The following is a 20,593-nucleotide window of genomic DNA, read 5'->3' as shown; positions in this document are numbered from 1 at the left end:
TTTGGATATTTGCTCATGCCTGTTGTCGTCATCCGCACGATTGCCCTCGCCGTCCTCCTCACCGCCGCCATCGCCTCATCACCCGTCTTTGCGCAGTCCGGCAGCGCCGGCGGCTCGATCGGCAATGACGAAAAGTCGATGTCCGGCTCGCGCCAGGATCGCTCGGCCGAGCCGGCCGCGCCTGCGCGCCGGAGTAAGCCGGCGGCTGAGGAGCCACGCGCGTCGTCGCGGCGAAGCGGCGGAAGTGGCGGTGGCGGCGGCTTTGACGGCGCCTGGGTGGTTACCAGCGTCGGCTGCGGCGGCACCACGTCCGGCGCGGTCGTGGTCTCGTCGGGCAAGGTGATCGGCCAAGGTGTCACTGGCACCGTCAGCCCAAGCGGTTCGGTCAGCACGGTCGGTCAAGGCGACGGCGTGACCTTCACCGGCTCCGGACGCCTCGGTACCCGCAGCGGTTCCGGAACCTGGCGCCGCTCCGATGGTTGCGGTGGAACCTGGAGCTCGGCGAAGCAATAAGCCGGAAAGACGTCCGATTTGGCTGTGGAACGGGCGCCCCGCGGGCCCAATTCAGGCCACATCCTCTCCGGATTTGCGGCTCATTGCCACCCAAGTCTTTGATGACAAAGGGCTGGTTAAGAGTTGCGTCATGCGTAACCGGGAGACCAGGATGGGCAACCGCACCGCAAAATTCGTATCCGCGCTGATCGGCGGCATCATTGCCGGCGTACCACTGGCTGCGGTGTCGCAGACCGCGCCGAACGCACCCGCCACGGCTAGTGCAGACGCCGACTGCCTTGCCTCGCCGAAGGGCGCCGCGCCGCAGGGGCAACACTGGTACTATCGTCTCGAGCGCACGACGAAGCGGCAATGCTGGTATCTGCGCGCCGAAGGCGGCAAGGTCACCCAGGCCGCGCAAGCGACGACCGACGCACCAACAACGGATCCAGCGCCGTCGCAGCAGCAGACGGTGCAAGACGCGCGAGCCGAATATCTGACGCCACGGAGTGGTGTCACCTCCAGGACGTCGAATGCCGTCGCGCAGGCCACAGCCTCGACGCCGGCGCAACAGACGCCGGACCAAGCCACCGACAGCAGCCCGCAGCAACCTGCCGTCGCCACGCCCTGGCCCGATGTCTCGACCGCCGTCGCGCCGCCGACGCCGCAGCCTGCTCCCATCACAGCCGCCGCGCCGCCGAGCGCCAAGCCGGCAAAGCCTCCCGCGCCGATGGCCCTGGCCGCGGCAGACAGCACCGCCGACAGACCGGTCGGCTCGTTGCAGATGCTGCTGCTCGTGATCGGCGGCGCGCTGGCGCTCGCCGGCCTGCTCGCCAGCGTCATCTACCGTCTCGCCCGCAGGCGCGTGCGCGTCCAGGTCGCCGAGCGCCGCGGGCGTTGGGACGATTGGGGCATGCAGGACCAGGACGAAAGCCGCGCGCCCTGGCTCGGTGCGACGCCGGACGCGCGACCGCGCCCGGTCGACTTCGATGAAGCGCGGCCGCAGCAGACCGCGCAGCTCGCGGCCTTCACCAGGGAGATCAGCAGGATCGCGGCGCAATCCGCCGCCGTTCGCAGCGAGGCCGCCGAACTCGACGAGGCCGACATCTTCGACGGCGCCTTCGAGATCGAAGCCGCGCCTCGGCTAGCGGCCCGGAAGACCGGCGCCGAAAAGCCGGTCGCTCGCGACGAAGACCATCGCGATGAAAATGTGCAGATCGAGGATGCCGTCGACGTCGACGTGATCACCGCGATGCTGGAACGCTTGGCCACGCAAGGCCCGCGGCTGCCGCAGCCTAGCCCTGAAGCTGCCCTTGCAAACCTCGCACGAAACCAACGAGGCCAGTCCGCCGCTCGCGCTTGAGGCGCTCGGCCTTCAGGATCGACTGCACCTCGGCGAAGGCCTCGTCAACGTTGTGGTTGATGACGATGTAGTCGTACTCGGCCCAGTGGCTCATCTCGTGACTGGCGCGGCTCATGCGCTTGCGGATGACCTCGTCGGAATCTTGCGCGCGTGAATGCAGGCGCTTCTCCAGATCGGCCGCCGAGGGCGGCAGGATGAAGACGCTGACGACGTCGGCGCGCGCCTTTTCGCGCAGCTGCTGCGTGCCCTGCCAGTCGATGTCGAACAGCACGTCCTGCCCGGCGGACAGCGCGGCTTCGACGGGGCCACGGGGCGTGCCGTAGCTGTTGTCGAACACGGTGGCCCATTCCAGCAGTTCGTCGCCCTTCACCATCGCCTCGAAGCGCGGCTTGTCGACAAACAGATAGTCCTTGCCGTCGACCTCGCCCGGCCGCTTCGGCCGCGTGGTCGCCGAGACCGACATTTTCAGGCCGGACATCCGGTCCATCAGAAGACGCGACAGCGTCGTCTTGCCCGCGCCCGAGGGCGAGGACAGGACGAACATCAAGCCGCGCCGCTCGACACCGTCAGTTCCGTGACCGCCGCTCGTCATCGATCACTCCAGATTCTGGACCTGCTCGCGGAACTGCTCGACCACGTTCTTCATGGCGAGCCCCGTGTTGGTCAGCTCGATGTCGTTCGACTTCGAGCAGCAGGTGTTGACCTCGCGGTGGAACTCCTGGGCCAGGAAGTCGAGCTTGCGGCCGATCGGGCCGCCCTTGCCGATCAGCTCGCGCGCCTGCGCGATGTGGGACGCGATGCGGTCGAGCTCCTCGCGGATGTCGGCCCTGGTGGCGATCAGGATCGCCTCCTGCATCAGGCGGTCGGAATCGAAACGGTCTGAGGTGTCGAGCAGGCTCGCGATCTGCTCGGCAAGCCTCGCCTTGATCGCCTCCGGCTTGCGACCGGGCGAGCCTTCCGCCTTCTTCGCCAGTTGCTCGACCTCGTCGACCCGCTGGGTCAGGATCTGCCCGAGCGAGGTGCCCTCGCGCTTGCGCATCTCGACGAGTTCGGCGAGCGCCTTGTCGAAGGCCTCGGCTGCGGCGACACGCGCGGCCGTGTCCTCCTCCTCGTCGCCCTCGGGCTCGGCGACCTCGATCACGCCCTTGATGGCAAGCAGGCCGTCGACGCTCGGCGCCACCGCGTCGACCTTGCCGGCGATGACGGCGGCGGCCTTCAGGACGGCATTAAGCACGTCCTCATTGACGCGAACGGTGGCAGCGGCGTTGGCGCGCTTGACGGTGAGATTGGCGTAGACGGTGCCGCGCGACAAGAGCTCGCCAGCGCGCTTCTTGGCGTGGGCCTCGAGCTCGTCGAACCCCTGCGGCAACCGCACCCTGAGGTCAAAGCCCTTGGCGTTGACCGATTTCAATTCCCATTCGAACGTGTACGGCCCGCTTGCGCCGTGGCTTCGGGCAAAGCCGGTCATGGACGACAGCGCCATCAGGTCAAATTCTCCAGAAACACGGGATTCGCGAGGCATCAAGCCACGCGAAACTTAAGACTATTTTGCAGGAAAGTGGAATCCGCAAAGTCCGCGGGCAGGTCTGCAGCGCGCCTAGCGCTGGACCACCGGTGGGGAGGGTTGCACCGCGCCCTGCCGCGCTGGCGCCGCGGGGCGCGCCGCCGGCGGCTTCTTCTGCTGATTGGGGCGCGCCGGCGTCGTCGCCGTAGGCGTATCGGCAGTTCCGGGGGCGGCGGTGGCGGGCGGCGGCGCATCCTCGGCCGGCTCCACCGTGTCGTTCTGGATCTGCTTCTCCATCGCGCGGAGCTTGGCGACGTTCTTCTGGTGCGCGTCATAAGTCTCGGTGAAGGCGTGCCCGCCGGTACCGTCGGCGACGAAGAAGAGGTCGCGGGTGCGCGCCGGATTGGCGGCGGCCTCCAGCGAGGCGCGGCCGGGATTGGCGATCGGACCCGGCGGCAGGCCCTCGATCACATAGGTGTTGTAGGGCGACGGCTGCGTGATCTCGCTGCGCTTGATCGGCCGGCCCAGCGTGCCCTTGCCGCCGACGAGGCCGTAGATGATGGTCGGATCGGACTGCAGCTTGATCCGCTGCTTCAGCCGGTTGGTGAACACCGCGGCGACACGGCTGCGCTCGTCCGGCTTGCCGGTTTCCTTCTCGACGATCGAGGCGAGCGTCACCAGCTGCTCCGGCGTCTTGACCGGAATGTCCTGATTGCGACGTTCCCAGATCTCGCCGAGCACGCGCTTGTGCGCCTGCTGCATGCGCTGGATCACCTGCTCGCGCGGGGTGCCGCGCGGGAATTTGTAGGTCTCGGGCAACAGCGTGCCCTCGCGCGGCAGCTCGCGCACACTGCCGGTGAAGATGTCGTTGTCGGACAGGCGGGCCACGATCTGCTCGGAGGTGAGCCCTTCCGGAATCGTAACGGCATGTTGCACCACCTTGCCCTCGACGATGGTGGCGATGACGTCGCGGAGCGAGGCGTTCTTCTGGAACGAATATTCACCCGGCTTGAGGTCCGAGCTCGCCTTCAACGCGGCGACGCTGGCGATGAACACCCAGGGATTGACGTCGGTGACGCCTTCCCGGTTCAGCGTCTCGGCGATGTCGCGCTTGCCCGCGCGCTGCGGGATGTTGACGATCTTGTCGTCCTTCAACGGCCCCGGCGCTTCCAGCACCTGTCGGCCGTAATAATAGATGCCGCCGGCGCCGAGCATGGCGACCAGCAGAAGGGTGATGATGGCGTTGCCGACGACCACGAAAGGATTGCGCGCACGCTCCGACCGCTTCGGCGGCGGCGGGAGCTGCTCGGGCTCGAGCGCTGCCCGCGGACTCCGGGGCGAAATGGGCGGCCTTTCACTCATCAAAACAACCTGAATCCTGCCGGTTCAATCGCGGCCCGACAATCGCTTGCCCTGCCAAATGCACGCGCCCACTTCCATGACTATCGCCGAATACGGCAAAACGGTGGATTCGTCTCAAACTCAAACTAACTGACCAAACGCCGGAGGATCACCGACGCATTGGTACCGCCAAAACCAAACGAGTTCGACAAGGCGACGTTGACCTCTCGCTTCCTCGCCGTGTGCGGCACGAGATCGATCGCGGTCTCCACCGACGGATTGTCGAGGTTGATGGTCGGCGGCACAACATTATCGCGAATCGCGAGAATGGCGAAGATCGCTTCGATCGCACCGGCCGCGCCGAGCAGATGTCCCGTCGACGATTTGGTCGAGGACATCGCAACCTTGGAGGCGGCATTGCCGAGCAGACGCTCGACGGCACCGAGTTCGATCTCGTCGCCGAGCGGCGTCGAGGTGCCGTGCGCGTTGATGTAGTCGAGATCGGAGGCGGTCAGGCCGGCGCGCTTGAGCGCGGCCGACATGCTGCGGAAGCCGCCATCGCCATCGGGCGCCGGCGACGTGATGTGATAGGCATCACCCGACAGGCCATAGCCGATCACCTCGGCATAGATCCTGGCGCCGCGGCGCTGGGCGTGCTCGAGCTCTTCCAGCACCAGGACGCCGGCGCCCTCGCCCATCACGAAACCGTCGCGGTCCTTGTCGTAGGGTCGCGAGGCCTTCTCGGGTGTGTCGTTGAATCCGGTCGAGAGCGCACGCGCGGCGTTGAAGCCGGCAATGCCGATGCGGCTGATCGGCGATTCGGCGCCGCCTGCGACCATCACGTCGGCATCGCCCAGCGCGATCAGGCGCGCGGCATCGCCGACGGCATGTGCACCGGTCGAGCAGGCCGTGACCACCGAATGGTTCGGTCCCTTCAGCCCGTGCTTGATCGAGACGTAGCCGGAGGCGAGATTGATCAGGCGGCCCGGAATGAAGAACGGCGACACCCGGCGCGGCCCGCGTTCCTTCAGGAGGATCGCGGTCTCGGCGATACCGCTGAGGCCACCGATGCCGGACCCGATCATGGTTCCGGTCGCGCATTTGTCCTCTTCGGACTCGGGATGCCAATTGGCATCCTCGAGCGCCTGGCCCGCAGCCGCCATGCCGAAGATGATGAAGTCGTCGACCTTGCGCTGGTCCTTCGGCTCCATCCAGATATCGGGATTGAAGCTGTCGTTGGTGCCGTCGCCGCGCACGACGGTGCAGGCGTATTTGGTCTGCAGATCGGAGACGTCGAAGCTCTCGATCCTGCGCGCACCGCTTTCGCCGTTGAGGATGCGTTTCCAGGTCGGCTCGACGCCACAGCCTAGTGGCGAGACCATGCCAAGACCCGTGACGACAACCCGCCTCATATCCGAAAACTCCGCATTGAAAGATTCACGGCCAATAACAAGAAACCGGCTGACCGCTGGAAAGCGGCCCGTCCGGTTTCAATGTTGTCCCCGCGAAAAAGAAGAGCCTTAGCTCTTCGCGTTCTTTTCGAGAAATTTCGTGGCGTCGCCGACGGTGAGAATCGTTTCCGCGGCATCGTCCGGAATCTCGCAACCGAATTCTTCTTCGAACGCCATCACCAGCTCGACGGTGTCCAGACTGTCGGCGCCGAGGTCGTCGATGAAGCTCGCTGCGTCGACAACCTTCTCGGGTTCAACACCAAGGTGTTCGACCACGATCTTCTTAACCCGTTCGCCAATGTCACTCATTGCATAACCTCGTGTTGTTCCCTGTAGACCCGACCCCCCGGGACGATACGAGCCGTCGTGGTCGCGTTACTTGCCTTCGCTTACGAACTTTGATTTGGCCCCATGCTAACCGATACAGGACCCGGCGAACGTCGGCCAAGGCTCCGCATCGCCAATATACAGGGTTTCAAAAACCTGCAATGGCGTTCTTTGCCCATCCGTTGAAGGTCCGGTTAGCATACTTCAATTACCTTGACTACAAGCCTCATTTCGCTCCGGAAACGGCTGTTTGCCGCATTCGGCGCCGCCCCTGTGGGCAGTGCCGAACGAGACGTCAGATCATAGCCATACCGCCGTTGACGTGGATGGTCTGCCCGGTGACGTAGGCTGCTTCGTTTGAACTCAGGTAGACGGCGGCCGCGGCGATGTCCTCGGGCGTCCCCAGGCGGGCGGCCGGAACCCTCGTCAGAATCGTTTCGCGCTGCTTGTCGTTGAGCGCATCGGTCATCGGCGTCTTGATGAAGCCCGGCGCGATGCAGTTGGCGGTGACGCCGCGCTTGGCGTATTCGGCCCCCAACGTCTTGATCATGCCGATCAGGCCCGCCTTCGACGCAGTATAGTTGCCTTGCCCGGGATTGCCGGTAACGCCGACCACCGAGGTGATGGCGATGATGCGGCCGAAGCGCTTGCGCATCATCAGCTTGGTGGCGGCGCGCGCCAGGCGGAAAGTCGAGGTCAGATTGATGTTGATGACCTCCTCCCAATCCTCGTCACGAAGCTGCACGAAGAGATTGTCGCGGGTGATGCCGGCATTGGCGATGAGGATGTCGACCTGTCCCATTGCCGCTTCCGCAGCAGGCACCAGCGCCTCGACCTCGTCGGCCTTGGAGAGATTGCAAGGCAGTACAAAGGTACGCTCGCCGAGCTTGCCGGCAAGCTCATCCAGCACTTCCTTGCGCGTTCCTGAGATCGCGACGGTCGCGCCCTGCGCATGCAGCGCCTGCGCGATCGCGCCACCGATGCCGCCGGTCGCGCCGGTGACGAGCGCTTTTTTGCCAGTCAGATCGAACATCGAGAACTCCTCTAGCTCTGCTTCGCGGCGGCCAATGCATCCTTGGCGGCAGCAATATCGTTCGGTCCGCCCACGGCAACGCCGACGGCGCCGTCGGCAATACGCTTGACGAGTCCCGTCAGCACCTTGCCGGCGCCGATCTCGAAGAAACGGGTGACGCCCTGCCCTGCCATATAGGCAACCGACTCGCGCCAGCGCACGGTGCCGGTAACCTGTTCGACCAGCCGGCGGCGGATCTCGTCGGGATCGGTGATGGCGCTCGCCAGCACGTTCGACACCAGCGGCGCAGCCGGCGCCTTGATCGTGACCTTCGAGAGCGCTTCCGCCATGGCGTCGGCGGCGGGTTGCATCAGCTTACAGTGGAACGGGGCGGAGACCGGCAGCAACATCGCGCGCTTGGCGCCCTTGGTCTTGGCGATCTCGACGGCGCGATCGACCGCAGCCTTGTCGCCGGAGACAACCACCTGCCCGCCGCCATTGTCGTTGGCGGCCTGGCAGACCTGCCCCTGCGCCGCCTCGCCGGCGACCGCCATGGCGGCCTCGTAGTCGAGCCCGAGCAGAGCGGCCATCGCGCCGGCGCCGACCGGGACGGCCTTTTGCATTGCGAGACCGCGAGTGCGAAGCAGACGGGCGGTATCCGAAACCGTCAGGCTGCCGGCCGCTGCCAGCGCCGAATATTCACCGAGCGAGTGGCCGGCTACGAAGGCGGCATCCCGCCCCACGGAAAAATCTGCTTCAGCTTCCAACACACGCAGGGTGGCGATCGAAACCGCCATCAGCGCCGGCTGGGCATTCTGGGTGAGCTGAAGGGCTTCGGCCGGACCATCCCAGATGATCGCCGTCAGCTTCTCTCCGAGCGCGGCATCGACCTCGTCGAACACGGCACGCGCGACCGGAAAAGCGTCGGCCAGGGCCTTGCCCATGCCGACCGCCTGGGAACCCTGCCCAGGAAATGTGAATGCAGCCGTCATCGGCGCTCCCTGCTTGTCGGGCACGATCCCTTTCGAGGACCGGCAGCCGATTACACGCGGCCTTTACGCACGGCCCTGGGCCATGGTTCCGGATCATGCTCCAAAGGGGGCCGTAGACACTGTCAGGGGCCGGACTGTCAAGCCGCGATGGAAATCCTGGCTGGCATTCAACTGGGGATACGTCCCGTCAAAATCCACCGGCGGTCTGGTTGGCATCGACCTCCGCTCCAGCCTGCGCACGGCGCGCGCTGCTCGCCAATTGCCCCGGCCGATCCTCCCTGTCAGGCCTTGCCGTCGCCAGCCGCAGCACCGCTGCGTAGTTCGGCTGCACCTCCATGCGGCCGGCGTGCCGGCTCTCGCTCAGCAGGCGATGGACCTTCGGCAGATTGTAGCAGGGCACGTAGAACAGCAGATGATGCTCGAGGTGATAGTTCACATAGTATGGAGCGATGAACAGGCGCTCGAAAACATTGGCATGCGTCGTGCGGGTGTTGCGCAAGGGATCGCTGCTGTCGGGGACGACGGCATGCTCTGCAATGTTACGGATGCGGGTGATGACCATCATCCAGGTCAGAAGCGGCACCAGCCACAGCAGCGGATAGGCCCACCACACGCCGGCCGCCGCGAGTGCTGCGAACATCACAGCGTTGAGCAGGCATTGCGGGCCGAGCTTCTCCCAAAAATGCGCCGCGCGCTGGCGCCACGGCCAGTCCTTCGGACCGAGCGCGTTGAGCAGCTGTGCCTTGCGCTGCTGGTAGCCGGTCTGTCCGGTGATGTCGCGAATGAACTTGCGGCGATAGCTCAGCTTCGTAATTGGAAACGGCGCCGACAGCACGAGATCCGGATCATCTTCCTGCTGGGTGCGCGCATGGTGCTGAAGGTGGTAACGCCGGTAGCTGCGCGTCTCCGCAAACAGCGGATAGGCGCAGAACCACTGGCTCAGGGCCAGATTGGTTTTCTCATCGGCGGACAGACAGCCATGCGCGCCATCATGCATCAGGATCGCAAGGCCCAGCTGGCGCGAACCGATGATCGCGACGGCGAGGACATAAGTGACCGGATTGGGCCACCACGCGACCAGGGCGATGGCACCGATGATGAGTGCCCAGGCGTGCGCGATCAGTGCGACGCCTTTCCAGGTCACACGCTGGCGCACGTCGGCAAGCTGGTCGTCGGTCAGGAAATCGCGGGCACGCATGCGAAGCGCGGTCATGGCCTAGCCTTCCTCGTTCGAATTGCTTGCTGCGTCATCGACGAGACGCAGACGTGTCGCGTCGCCGGTGGATTTCGCCTGCTCGCCGAGCACGCGCAGCATCTCGGCGCAGAGCGCCTCGGACGAACGCCCCATCGCATAGCCTTCGAGCATGATTCCGATCGCAACGGCCCAGAACCGCCGCGAGCTTTCGTCGGGCGCGCGCAGCGAGCGCCAGCCGTGCCGCGCCACCTGGCTCGCATAGGCGCGCGCGCCTTCGCCGTGCAGGCGTTCGATCGTGCGCTCGACCAGCGGCGCGAGATCCTGGCGGCGCCGCGTCAATGTCAGCGCTTCGGCGAAGAACGCCACGGAATCGCTCGCCGTCACGGTCTGCGCCAGCGCATGCGTGTAGTCCCGCGGCGTGCGCGCCTTCAGCGCCGCCTGCTCCGTCGCACGCGCCAGATACAGCAGTTCGCGGCAGGCGCATTCGACGAACAGCGCCTCCTTGGTGTGGAAATAGTAGGTGATCTGGCTCGGGAATGCGTCCGCGGTCGCCGCGATGTCGGCGATCGCCGTACCCGACAGTCCCCGCTCCCGGAACAGCGGGCTTGCCGCATCCAGCAGCAGCGAGCGCATCTTGCGGCCGGCCGACCGTGTGGCCCGCGCGGCGTGCTTGGGATCGCCCGCCGAAGCCTCGAACGGAGCCTGGACCGATTCACCCGTCATCAGAACCTCCCGATCCTATTATTTGTATGCCATACAAACAAATAGATCAAGCCGGTATGGGGGTGGGTCTGGCCGCCTCGCCGGTATCGTCTGGCCCAAAACGAGGCGTTCAAACCTTGCCAAGCCGGCCAAAATCCGTATAAGGCGCGCATCCGCAGACCCCGGCCGGGAGCTGAACGGACGGTCTCAGCAAATCATTCGTGATTTTGGTGTGGCAGGGCCAGTCGGCCCGTCGTCCCGTGTTTCCGCCTTCTGAGCTTAATCCCAGAGTCCTTTCCGAAGGCCTCTTAAGGGTTTGACGCCGGGCGATGCGCCAACATGAGGAAAGGACCACCATGGCTCTTTATGAGCATGTCTTTCTCGCGCGTCAGGACGCGAGCACGCAGCAGGTCGAAGAACTGACTGCGCAGATGACCGGTATCGTCGAGGGTCTCGGCGGCAAGGTCACCAAGACCGAGAATTGGGGCGTACGCTCCCTCACCTACCGCATGAACAAGAACCGCAAGGCGCACTTCGTGCTGCTCAATATCGACGCGCCGTCCGCGGCGATCGCCGAGATCGAGCGCCAGGAGCGCATCAGCGAAGACGTGATCCGCTATCTCAGCGTCCGCGTCGAGGAGCTCGAGGAAGGCCCCTCCGCGATGATGCGCAAGGCCGACCGTGACCGCGAGCGTGACGACCGTGGCGGCGGCTTCCGTGGCGACCGCGAAGGCGGTGGCTTCCGTGGCGACCGCGAGGGTGGTTTCCGTGGCGGCGATCGTGAGGGTGGCGGCTTCCGCGGTGACCGCGGCCCGCGCCGTCCGCGCGAAGAAGCTGAAACCACGACAACGACGGAAGGGGAGTAAGAACAATGGCTGAAGCTGGTGCACGCCGCCCGTTTTTCCGTCGTCGCAAGAGCTGCCCGTTCACGGGCGCCAATGCTCCCAAGATCGACTACAAGGACTCCAAGCTCTTGATGCGTTACGTCTCCGAACGCGGCAAGATCGTGCCGAGCCGCATCACCGCGGTGTCAGCGAAGAAGCAGCGTGAACTCGCCCGCGCCATCAAGCGCGCGCGGTTCCTGGGCCTGCTGCCCTACGTCATTCGCTAAGACGAATTCAGCCGGCGGCGACATCACCGCCGGCTGCACTCTTTAAGTTTCATAAGGCTCCCGGGTCGTCCGGTTGCCGATGGTTGGGGCGAGACGCCTCTAACCGCTCGAAGGGAGCGGGACAGCTGATGATGGCCTTTGTGCTCATAGCCCTGATCGCCGGCGCTGCGTCGGCCCTGATGTTCGCCTCGATCATTTCGGGCGCGCTGATCTCGCTCGTCCTGTTCTATCTCGCACCGCTGCCGTTGATGGTCGCCTCGATCGGCTGGGGACCGCTTTGCGCGAGCCTCGGCGGCATCGCCGCTGCGATCGGCCTCGGTGCCCTGTTCGGCCTGCCCTATTGCATCGCCTTCGCCGTCACCGTCGCGCTGCCGGCGTGGTGGCTCGGCCATCTCGTCCTGCTCAGCCGTCCCGTGGGAAACGTCGCCATGGGAGAGGTTGCCGTGGGACAGCCCGCGCCCAAAGCCGCCGCGCCCGCCGAGCCTGAACTCGAATGGTATCCGGTCGGCCGCATCCTGCTGTGGCTCGCGGGCTTCGCCACGCTGACCACGATCGCCGCCCTGCTCACGCTCGGGACCGACGCCGAGGCCATCATCGGCACGCTGCGGCGCGGCCTGATGCGCATGCTCCGGGCTACCGACCCGCAAAGCTCCGGCGAGGCCGGTCAGTTCGTCGACGCGCTGGTGCGGATCGCACCGGCCGGGGCCACCATCATCGCGATGATGACGCTGACCCTCAACCTCTGGCTCAGCGCCAAGATCACGGCGACCTCGGGCCGGCTACGGCGCCCTTGGCCGGACATGAAGACGGCGGAGCTGCCGCCGATGACGCTGGTGGCGCTGTGCATCGCGCTCGCCTTCTGCTTCACCGGCGGGCTGCTCGGGATTGCCGCACAGATCACCGCGACCGCGCTGATGATGGGCTATGCGCTGACCGGCTTTGCCGTGCTGCATACGCTCACGCTGGCGCTGAAGAGCCGCACGTTCTGGCTCGGCTCGACCTACGCCGTCGTGGTCGTGTTCGGATGGCCGGTGATCGCGATGGTGATCCTCGGCATGGCGGACGCAATGTTCGGCTTCCGCGAGCGCTTCCTGCGCAGCCGGCAGCCGCCGCCACTGCCAACCGCTTAAGTTCAAGTTCGAAAATCCACACTCAACACTTCAAAGGAGAACGAATATGGAAGTCATTTTGCTGGAACGCGTGAGCAAGCTCGGCCAGATGGGCGAAGTCGTGAAGGTTCGCGACGGCTATGCCCGAAATTTCCTGCTCAAGCGTGGCAAGGCGCTGCGCGCCACCGCCGACAACAAGGCCAAGTACGACGGCATGAAGGCCGACCTCGAAGCTCGCAACCTGCAGAGCAAGGGCGAGGCGTCCAAGGTCGCCGAGAAGATCGCGGGCAAGAACATCATCGTGATCCGTCAGGCCTCGGAATCCGGCCAGCTGTTCGGCTCGGTCAACGTGCGTGACATCGTCGTGGCGTTCGAAGCCGACGGCATCTCGCTGGCCCGCCCGCAGGTTCAGCTCGATGCGCCGATCAAGGTCATCGGCAAGCGCTCGATCACCGTTGCCATCCACCCCGAGGTTGAGGTCGAGATCTCTGTCACGGTTGCGCGCAGCCAGGACGAGGCCGAGCGCATCAACCGCGGCGAGGACATCTCGACCCGCAACGAGGACCGCGACGCAGCCGCCGAGGCGATCGCCGCCGCCGGCGAGTTCTTCGATCCGGAAGCCGAGCAGGACGAAGCCGAGCCGGCGCCCGCTGCAGAAGAGAAGTAAGTCTCGCATTCCTATGCGAAGCGAAACCCGGTCGCCTCAGGCGGCCGGGTTTTTCGTTTTTGCGGCGACGTCCTCGCTCAACATCGCGATCGAGGCCAGCGCCGTTGCCGTGTGCTTCTCGACACCGTCGCTGACGCAGAATACGTCGGCCGCAACCACCGAGACCTGGCGGCCAGGCTTGATCACCCGGGCACGGCAGATCAGCTTCTCGCCGACCGCGGGTGACAACAGATTGAGCTTGTACTCCGCCGTCAGCGCCGGCTGGCCGCGCGAGGTGGCGGCTGCGATCGTCGTGGCGTTGTCGACCAGGAAGGCGGTGACGCCGCCATGGAAGAAGCCGTGCTGCTGCAGCAGCTCCGGCCGGCGATCCACGGCAATCGTGCAGGTGCCGCGCGACAATTCCGAAAGCTCGGCACCAACCAGGTTCATGAAGCCCTGCCGGCCGACATTGGCGTGGATGCGTTCGGCGACGGCTGCGAATTCGGGATCTGTGGCACGCATGAGGCCTCTCCTTATGTCCTGTTGATGCGTTCGGGCGGTCGGAGCGCACGGCCGGCGCAGGCGATCAGCGTGTCGGCCTCGACGCGCGGATCGGCGCGGTCGCGTCCCGACAGGAAAGCGCGGCAGAAGATCTGCGCGGGACCGATGAGCTGGCTCACGAACATCACCGGCGTCATCGGCAAGAGCTCGCCGTTTGCAACCAGCGGCGCGCGCCAGCGCTCGATACCGTCGGCGAGCCGCGCATTCTGCGCGCGCTGGGCGTCGCGAACTTCCTCGCCCCACTCGCTCCGCGAAATCTCGAACAAATAGCGCGCCTCGCGCCGGCTGGTCACCACCCAGTCGAGATGGGCCCGGATCAGCCGATCGATGCCCTGCTCCGCATCGGGCACGGGATCGAGCGCGGCCAGCACCGCGGCGTGATAGTGCCGCAGGACCTCCAGGAACAGCGCACCGGCAAGCTCCTTCTTCGAGCCGAAGGCGTGGAAGAAGCTGCCATTGGAGGCGCGCGCCCGGGTGCGGATCGCGGCCACCGTCGCAGCTTCGAAGCCGACGCGGTCAAACACGATCAGCCCGGCTGCCAACAGATCGTCCCGTACGCTCGCCGTCATCATGCCTCCTGGAGCGTTACTCTAGAGTAATGCTCCAGCGGTGGTCAAGACGATGCGGAGGCCGCGATGAACGCGGCCTCCGCATATCGATCAGAAAACCAGCTGGCTTAGCGCGAGATCGGCGGCGCCGGCGGACCGGAGGACTCGGCCGGCGCGACAGGCGGGGCTGCAGCAGTCGCGGGCGGAGCCGGCGGCTGCGGCTTGACCGCCGGTTCGGAGCTGGCCGCAGGCGCGGCCGGCTTGGGAGCAGCCTCTTCCGCCGGTTTGGGTGCCGCCGGTTCGGCAGGCTTCGCGGCGGCCGGTGCAGCCGGCGTCACCGCCGGGACCGGATCGGGCCGCAGCGCCGGAGCTTCGCTGCCGCGGGGCTCGACCTTGGCGCTCTCGGGCTTGGTCTCGACGGGCTTCTCCGACGCCTTGTTGCTATCGGGCTTGGCCTCGTCGGGCTTCGGCTCGGGCTTGGACTCCGGCTTGGGCTCGCTCTTCTTCTCTTCAGTGGCCGGCGCGGCAGCATCGACCTTTGGGGCTTCCTCAGTGGCGGGCTTGGCGCGCCGCTTGCCCTTGCGTCCCTCGGGCGCGGCCTGGCCCTCGGGCTTCGTGCCCTCCTCGGCCGGACGTGCGGCACGCTTCTGGCGCGCACCTTCCGCTGTGGGAGCAGCCTCGCCGTCCGGCTTGGCGGCGTCCTGGGCGCGCGGGCGGCGGCCCTGATGCTCGGGATTGGAGCTGGCATCCTTTTCCCTGGCGCCGTCCTTCCTGTCCTTGCTGTCCTTGCCGTCCTTGGCCTGATAGCGCGTATCGGCGGCACCGTTGGAGACGAGATAGGAGGCGAGCACGCCCGCCATGTCCGAGCTCGTGGTGTAGTGCTGGCGCAGGAAGCCCGGCAGCGAGCCCGGCGCAACGGACTTCAGAAGTCCACGCGGGCTCTTGTGACAGGCATTGCAGGTCTGCGAGAAAATCTGGGACGGGGTTTTGCCGGCCTCGAGATTGGTCGCCTGCGCGAAAACGGAATCGGCCGCGCCGAAGCCGATCAGAAGCAATACCGTCGCGAGGCTGAGCGCTCGGCTCGACATTCCCATCATCTCCATTGAATTCCGAGAGGTGCAGCCGGCATCGGGCGCGGCGGGGTCACCTTTTATCCGATTGGGCCACGAATGGAAGCAGGCACCACGCGCAAGAATGTGATTAAGCGGTTTGCGAATATCGGCTGTGAACTCAGCGCATTAGCGTAACCGATCCGCCCTCCCCAGATTTGGATGCAAACGCATAGGAACTGCCGCGTCACCCGGCGTCGGAAATGACAATGCCGGATCAGTCGCATCGTTTCGGGTTCGCCCGAGAGGAAGGTGTCGATGGACCGCTTGTTGCGTCGATTTCTCTCTCAATTCATCCGCCGCGGGTCGATGACGGTGACCGGCTCCAGTGGATCGAAATTCACCGTCGGCGACGGCTCTGGCGAGCCGATCGCGGTACGCTTCGTCACCGCGGAGGCGGAGCGGAGGATCCTCCTCAATCCTGAGCTCGGGCTCGGCGAGGCCTATATGGACGGCGAGTTCGTCGTCGAGCACGGCACCATAGCTGATGCCCTCGCGATCCTGCTCGATCAACCCGACCTGTTGCCGCAATGGGCAAAACCCTGGTGGCACCTGCGTTACCTGACGCGGCATCTGAAGCAATTCAATCCGCGATCGCGCGCCCGCCACAACGTCGCGCATCATTATGATCTCGATGCCCGGCTCTATTCGCTCTTCCTGGATGCCGACAAGCAATATAGCTGCGCCTATTTCGAGACGCAGGACGCGACGCTCGACGACGCGCAGCTCGCCAAGAAGCGGCACATCGCCGCCAAGCTGCTCGTCAAGCCCGGCCAGCGCGTGCTCGACATCGGCTCCGGCTGGGGCGGGCTCGGCCTCTATCTCGCGGAGATCGCGGGCGCCGACGTCACCGGCGTGACGCTGTCGAGCGAGCAGCTGCAGATCGCCAATGCGCGCGCGGCCGAAAAGCGCCTGGCGGCTTCCGCCAGATTCCTGCTCCAGGACTACCGCGACGTCGAAGGCCCGTTCGACCGCATCGTCTCGGTCGGCATGCTCGAGCATGTCGGCGCCCGCTTCTACGACACCTATTTCCAACGCTGCGCCGAGCTGCTCCGCGAGGACGGCGTCATGCTGCTGCATTCGATCGGCCGCTCGCAGGGCCCGGACTCGACCAACCCCTGGATCGCCAAATACATTTTCCCCGGCGGCTACATACCGGCCCTGTCGGAGGTGCTGCCGGAGATCGAGCGCGCCGGCCTGCTGGTCTGCGATATCGAGATCCTGCGCCTGCATTACGCGGAAACGCTGAAGGCCTGGCGGGAACGTTTCATGGCGCGGCGCGAGGAAGCCGTTCAGCTCTACGACAAGCGCTTCGCCCTAATGTGGGAATTCTATCTGGCGGCCTGCGAGATGACGTTCCGCAAGCAGGCCATGATGAACTTCCAGATCCAGCTCACCCGGCGCCAGGGCGTGGTGCCGATGACGCGCGACTACATGCCGCGTGAAGAAGCCCGGCTGCGGGCGCGCGAAGGCGCGGCCAGGCCGAGGCTCAAATTGGCTGGTGAATAGAGTCTAGTGACGCAGGGTCGACATCTGGCAGGAGCGGAAAAGGGCTGTTAACGCCAGTTGCGCCCGCAGCTCGACGAGGACCTCGGGGTCGACAGGCTGGCGACGGATTTCGGGCCGTTCCGCGTGCTCCATGGCCGCAATCAGCCCCGAGAGCCAAAGCCGGCTGCCGGCCTCGCTCCGCCAAATCTGGTGCCGCCGTTCTGGCCGCATCTGCTGCCTCGTTCGCTGTTGGCGGATCGCGGGAGATAATTCCCTTCTCCGCTGCCTGTTCCGGTCATACCCCCGAAAGAATCCGGGGAGATGTGATCCAATTCACATAAGTCTGGTCGGGCCTGGCTTAGACCGTCGCCATGAGCAAAGAGACCCAAACCTCATTCGACGTGCAGGACGACCTCCGCACCGATTACGCCCTGATCGCCACCGGCGTGGGGGCGGCTCTGGTTGCGCTGGTCTACCTCCTGCTGGTCTGAAGGCGAGCCCAAAGCCGGCAGCGTGCGTCATTTCGCGCGCTTCTGGATTCGTCTGCGCGCCGATCCATAAGGTTCATTAAGGCTCAGGCCATAAGGCTCATGGTTTCAGGATTTTTCCATGGCGTGGGCGCGGCCGCTTCCTGGAGGGGGGCGAGTTCCGCAAAAATCCGTCAAGCACGGTGCGTGCTGCGAGTGTTAATCATCCACCATTTTAACTGAGCGGTTGATAGCGGTCAGCTTTCGCTTCCGCTTTCGCGTGCGGTGGCGCTTTATCCCGGCCCCGCATCCGCCCAACAAAATTGCTAAGCACGTCCGACCATGGCCCTGACTGATTCGAACGTCCTTAAACTCGCGCCCGAGCCCGGCACTCCCGCCTATCGGAGCGCTCCGCATAATATCGAGGCGGAACAGAGCCTTCTGGGCGCGATCCTGGTCAACAATGATGCGTTCTACCGTGTCTCCGACTTCCTCGAGCCGAAGCATTATTTCGAGCCGCTGCACCAGACCATCTACGAGACCGCCGCCAGCCTGATCCGGATGGGCAAGATCGCCACGCCCGTGACGCTGAAGACGTTCCTGCCAGCCGATACCGACGTCGGCGGCATGACCATCGGGCAATATCTTGCGCGTCTCGCGGCCGAAGCGACCACCATCATCAACGCCCAGGACTATGGCCGCACCATCTACGACCTGGCGCTGCGCCGCGACCTGATCGGCATCGGCGAGGACATGGTCAATGTCGCCTACGACGCCCCGGTCGATTTCGCGCCGCGCGCGCAGATCGAGGATGCCGAGCGCCGCCTCTACGAACTCGCCGAATCCGGCCGCTATGACGGCGGCTTCCAGAAATTCTCCCAGGCACTGGCGGTGGCGGTCGATCTCGCCGCAAAGGCGTTCCAGCGCGACGGCAAGCTGTCGGGCATTTCGACGGGCATGCGCGACCTCGACACCAAGATGGGCGGCCTGCAGCACTCCGATCTCATCATCGTCGCGGGCCGTCCCGGCATGGGCAAAACGTCGCTGGCGACCAACATCGCCTACAATGTCGCGCGAGCCTATGTTCCGGAACTCCAGGCCGACGGCACCATGAAGGCCGCCAATGGCGGCGTGATCGGCTTCTTCTCCTGCGAAATGTCGGCCGACCAGCTCGCCACGCGCATCGTGGCCGAGCGCACCGGCGTTCCCTCCTCCCACATCCGCCGCGGCGGCATCTCGGAAGCCGATTTCGAAAAGATCCGGGAGGTCTCGATCGAGCTGCAATCGCTGCCGTTCTATGTCGACGCGACCGGCGGCCTCTCGATCGCGCAGCTGATGGCGCGCGCGCGCCGGCTGAAGCGACAGAAAGGCCTCGACCTGCTGGTGATCGACTACATCCAGCTGCTGTCGGGCTCGGGCAAGCGGAACGATAATCGCGTGCAGGAAATCACGGAGATCACGACCAGCCTGAAGGCGCTGGCGAAGGAACTCAACGTTCCCGTGATCGCGCTGTCGCAGCTGTCACGACAGGTCGAATCCCGCGACGACAAGCGGCCGCAGCTCTCCGACCTCCGTGAATCCGGCTCGATCGAGCAGGACGCCGACGTCGTGCTGTTCGTGTATCGCGAGGAATATTACCTCGCCATGAAGGAGCCGCGCCCGGGCACGCCTGAGCACGAGAAGTGGCAGCTCGACATGAGTCTTGCGCACGGTAAGGCCGAGGTCATCATCGGCAAGCAGCGTCACGGCCCGACCGGCACCGTCGACCTGGCCTTCGAAGCCTCGATCACACGGTTCGGCGACCTCGCCCCTGACAGTCAGCTCCCGGTTCGCAGCGGCAACGACTATTGAGTTCCTTGAACAGGACCTGCCTCTTGCGTAAAACGACGCCATGACAATGGCGTCCGACCCGAAAACCATCTCGCAATCCGGCCTTCTTTCCGCGGAGGCCAGTCAGGCTGCCGCCCTCGCTGCCTATGGCGGCGTGCTGACCGTCGATCTCGACGCCATCATCGCCAACTGGCGCAAGCTCGAGAAGACCGCGGTGCCGGCCGAATGCTCGGCGGTGATCAAGGCCGACGCCTATGGCTGCGGCGCCGCCGAGGTCGCGCGTGCGCTGAGCAAGGCCGGCTGCAAGACCTTTTTCGTCGCCACCATCGAGGAAGCGCGCAAGGTGCGCGCCGCCGTCCCGGAGCCCACGATCTACGTGCTCGGCGGCTATTTCCAGAACACCGGCGAGCACTACGCCAAGATCAATTGCCGTCCGGTCATCGGCGACCTCAACGAGCTCGCCGAATGGGACGTGTTCTGCCGCCGCACCGGCTGGACCGGGGGCGCGGCGATCCATATCGACACCGGCATGAACCGGCTCGGCCTGACATTATCGGAAGCGCAGGCCATCATCCCCCGCATCAATGCCGGCGATCACGGCATCACGCTGGTGATGAGCCATCTGGTCTCGGCCGAGCAGCTCAACAGCCCGGTGAACGCCAGGCAGCTCGCTGCCTTCCGCGGCATCGCCAGCGAGTTCTCCGGCGTGCCGGCGGCGCTCGCCAATTCCTCCGGCATCTTTCTCGGCGCGCCCTTCCAGTTCGACCTGGTGCGGCCGGGCGCCGCCCTCTACGGCGTCAACCCGACGCCGGAGGCCGACAATCCGATGCAGCCGGTGGTCGACCTCAAGGCGCGCATCGTGCAGATCCGCACCATCGAGCGCGGCGAGAGCGTTGGCTATGGCGGCACCTGGACCGCGCGGCGGCCGACCAAGCTCGCGATCATCGCGATCGGTTATGCCGACGGCTATTTCCGCGCCGCCAGCTCCAATGACGGCACCCGCGGTGCCGAAGTCATCGTCGCCGGCAAGCGCTGCCCGGTCGCCGGCCGCATCTCGATGGATCTGATCGCGATCGACATCACCGATCTGCCGCCGAACGCGGCGCGCCGCGGCCATATGGTGACGCTGCTCGGCGAGGGCATCACCGTCGACGAGCTCGCGCATCATTTCGGCACCATCGGCTATGAGGTGCTGACCAGCCTCGGCCACCGCTACGCCCGCCTCTACAAGGGCGGCAATGTGGAGGAGCCGCTGACGAAGCCGGTTCCGGCGAGCACGGCGGAGCAGCCGCCCTCGCCGCCGCCGATCGAGCAGCCCGCGGCGCCGCCGCCGCTGCCCACCTAG

General features: G+C 65.6%; 21 protein-coding genes. 9 read left to right on the top strand and 12 right to left on the bottom strand.

Features of this window, described 5'->3' with window-relative positions:
* Window positions 1–15 precede the first annotated feature (15 nt).
* Together CIT39_RS15225 and CIT39_RS15220 are read left to right on the top strand one after the other, a co-directional pair.
* Window positions 16–513 carry a hypothetical protein gene (locus tag CIT39_RS15225; RefSeq protein ID WP_094974520.1) on the top strand — a complete coding sequence of 166 codons (498 nt, stop codon included), beginning with the start codon at window positions 16–18 and terminating at the stop codon, window positions 511–513.
* Between the two features lie 130 nt (window positions 514–643).
* Entirely contained in the window at window positions 644–1,855 is a 1,212-nt protein-coding gene (locus CIT39_RS15220; RefSeq protein WP_094974521.1) for a hypothetical protein, read from the top strand.
* On the opposite strand, the gene gmk is transcribed toward CIT39_RS15220, so the two are convergent.
* The 9 genes from gmk to CIT39_RS15175 form a co-directional block, all read right to left on the bottom strand.
* Window positions 1,788–2,447, bottom strand: a complete 660-nt coding sequence (gene gmk, locus CIT39_RS15215) for a guanylate kinase (RefSeq protein ID WP_094974522.1) — start codon at window positions 2,445–2,447, stop codon at window positions 1,788–1,790. The two genes, CIT39_RS15220 and gmk, sit on opposite strands and share 68 nt — an antisense overlap.
* Before the next feature lie 3 nt (window positions 2,448–2,450).
* Window positions 2,451–3,338, bottom strand: a complete 888-nt coding sequence (locus CIT39_RS15210) for a YicC/YloC family endoribonuclease (protein ID WP_094974523.1) — start codon at window positions 3,336–3,338, stop codon at window positions 2,451–2,453.
* Window positions 3,339–3,452: 114 nt separating this feature from the next.
* Window positions 3,453–4,721, bottom strand: coding sequence for an endolytic transglycosylase MltG (gene mltG, locus CIT39_RS15205; protein ID WP_094974524.1), 1,269 nt, complete (start codon window positions 4,719–4,721; stop codon window positions 3,453–3,455).
* A 125-nt stretch (window positions 4,722–4,846) separates the two neighbouring features.
* On the bottom strand, window positions 4,847–6,112 hold the full coding sequence (gene fabF / locus CIT39_RS15200; RefSeq protein WP_094974525.1) for a beta-ketoacyl-ACP synthase II: 1,266 nt from the start codon (window positions 6,110–6,112) through the stop codon (window positions 4,847–4,849).
* A 108-nt stretch (window positions 6,113–6,220) separates the two neighbouring features.
* Window positions 6,221–6,460: an acyl carrier protein gene (locus CIT39_RS15195; protein WP_008130699.1), complete on the bottom strand. Its 240-nt coding sequence runs from the start codon at window positions 6,458–6,460 to the stop codon at window positions 6,221–6,223.
* Between the two features lie 313 nt (window positions 6,461–6,773).
* Window positions 6,774–7,511 (bottom strand): 3-oxoacyl-[acyl-carrier-protein] reductase, encoded by a 738-nt coding sequence (fabG, locus tag CIT39_RS15190; RefSeq protein WP_094974526.1) that lies wholly within the window; start codon window positions 7,509–7,511, stop codon window positions 6,774–6,776.
* Between the two features lie 11 nt (window positions 7,512–7,522).
* Window positions 7,523–8,482: an ACP S-malonyltransferase gene (gene fabD / locus CIT39_RS15185; RefSeq protein WP_094974527.1), complete on the bottom strand. Its 960-nt coding sequence runs from the start codon at window positions 8,480–8,482 to the stop codon at window positions 7,523–7,525.
* Window positions 8,483–8,669: 187 nt separating this feature from the next.
* Window positions 8,670–9,695: a fatty acid desaturase family protein gene (locus CIT39_RS15180; protein WP_094974528.1), complete on the bottom strand. Its 1,026-nt coding sequence runs from the start codon at window positions 9,693–9,695 to the stop codon at window positions 8,670–8,672.
* Between the two features lie 3 nt (window positions 9,696–9,698).
* Window positions 9,699–10,400: a TetR/AcrR family transcriptional regulator C-terminal domain-containing protein gene (locus tag CIT39_RS15175; RefSeq protein WP_094974529.1), complete on the bottom strand. Its 702-nt coding sequence runs from the start codon at window positions 10,398–10,400 to the stop codon at window positions 9,699–9,701.
* Window positions 10,401–10,735: 335 nt separating this feature from the next.
* Here CIT39_RS15175 and rpsF point away from each other — a divergent pair, with 335 nt between their 5' ends.
* The 4 genes from rpsF to rplI all read left to right on the top strand — a co-directional run bounded on the left by rpsF (window position 10,736) and on the right by rplI (window position 13,266).
* Complete coding sequence (gene rpsF, locus CIT39_RS15170; protein ID WP_094974745.1) at window positions 10,736–11,245, top strand: 30S ribosomal protein S6; 510 nt, start codon at window positions 10,736–10,738, stop codon at window positions 11,243–11,245.
* Between the two features lie 5 nt (window positions 11,246–11,250).
* A complete protein-coding gene (gene rpsR / locus CIT39_RS15165; protein ID WP_007592020.1) occupies window positions 11,251–11,490 on the top strand; it encodes a 30S ribosomal protein S18 in 240 nt (79 codons plus the stop codon).
* A 128-nt stretch (window positions 11,491–11,618) separates the two neighbouring features.
* Window positions 11,619–12,620, top strand: a complete 1,002-nt coding sequence (locus CIT39_RS15160) for a YybS family protein (protein ID WP_094974530.1) — start codon at window positions 11,619–11,621, stop codon at window positions 12,618–12,620.
* Between the two features lie 46 nt (window positions 12,621–12,666).
* Window positions 12,667–13,266, top strand: a complete 600-nt coding sequence (rplI, locus tag CIT39_RS15155) for a 50S ribosomal protein L9 (protein WP_094974531.1) — start codon at window positions 12,667–12,669, stop codon at window positions 13,264–13,266.
* A 36-nt stretch (window positions 13,267–13,302) separates the two neighbouring features.
* On the opposite strand, the gene CIT39_RS15150 is transcribed toward rplI, so the two are convergent.
* The 3 genes from CIT39_RS15150 to CIT39_RS15140 all read right to left on the bottom strand — a co-directional run bounded on the left by CIT39_RS15150 (window position 13,303) and on the right by CIT39_RS15140 (window position 15,442).
* Window positions 13,303–13,767 carry a PaaI family thioesterase gene (locus CIT39_RS15150; protein ID WP_094974532.1) on the bottom strand — a complete coding sequence of 155 codons (465 nt, stop codon included), beginning with the start codon at window positions 13,765–13,767 and terminating at the stop codon, window positions 13,303–13,305.
* A gap of 11 nt (window positions 13,768–13,778) precedes the next feature.
* The gene (locus tag CIT39_RS15145) at window positions 13,779–14,375 is read right to left on the bottom strand and encodes a TetR/AcrR family transcriptional regulator (protein ID WP_094974746.1); all 597 of its coding nucleotides are present in this window, start codon (window positions 14,373–14,375) and stop codon (window positions 13,779–13,781) included.
* Between the two features lie 107 nt (window positions 14,376–14,482).
* On the bottom strand, window positions 14,483–15,442 hold the full coding sequence (locus CIT39_RS15140; RefSeq protein WP_162308511.1) for a hypothetical protein: 960 nt from the start codon (window positions 15,440–15,442) through the stop codon (window positions 14,483–14,485).
* A 279-nt stretch (window positions 15,443–15,721) separates the two neighbouring features.
* On the opposite strand from CIT39_RS15140, the gene CIT39_RS15135 reads away from it, so the two are divergent.
* The 3 genes from CIT39_RS15135 (at window position 15,722) to alr (ending at window position 20,593) form a co-directional block, all read left to right on the top strand.
* Window positions 15,722–16,972: a cyclopropane fatty acid synthase gene (locus CIT39_RS15135; protein ID WP_162308510.1), complete on the top strand. Its 1,251-nt coding sequence runs from the start codon at window positions 15,722–15,724 to the stop codon at window positions 16,970–16,972.
* Between the two features lie 788 nt (window positions 16,973–17,760).
* A complete protein-coding gene (locus tag CIT39_RS15130) occupies window positions 17,761–19,269 on the top strand; it encodes a replicative DNA helicase (RefSeq protein WP_094974535.1) in 1,509 nt (502 codons plus the stop codon).
* A gap of 46 nt (window positions 19,270–19,315) precedes the next feature.
* Window positions 19,316–20,593 (top strand): alanine racemase, encoded by a 1,278-nt coding sequence (gene alr / locus CIT39_RS15125; protein WP_162308895.1) that lies wholly within the window; start codon window positions 19,316–19,318, stop codon window positions 20,591–20,593.

Origin of the sequence: Bradyrhizobium symbiodeficiens (assembly GCF_002266465.3) — a bacterium.
Lineage (GTDB): Bacteria > Pseudomonadota > Alphaproteobacteria > Rhizobiales > Xanthobacteraceae > Bradyrhizobium > Bradyrhizobium symbiodeficiens.
Note: the sequence above shows the minus strand (reverse complement) of the source record. Positions and strands in the feature narration are given on the sequence as shown.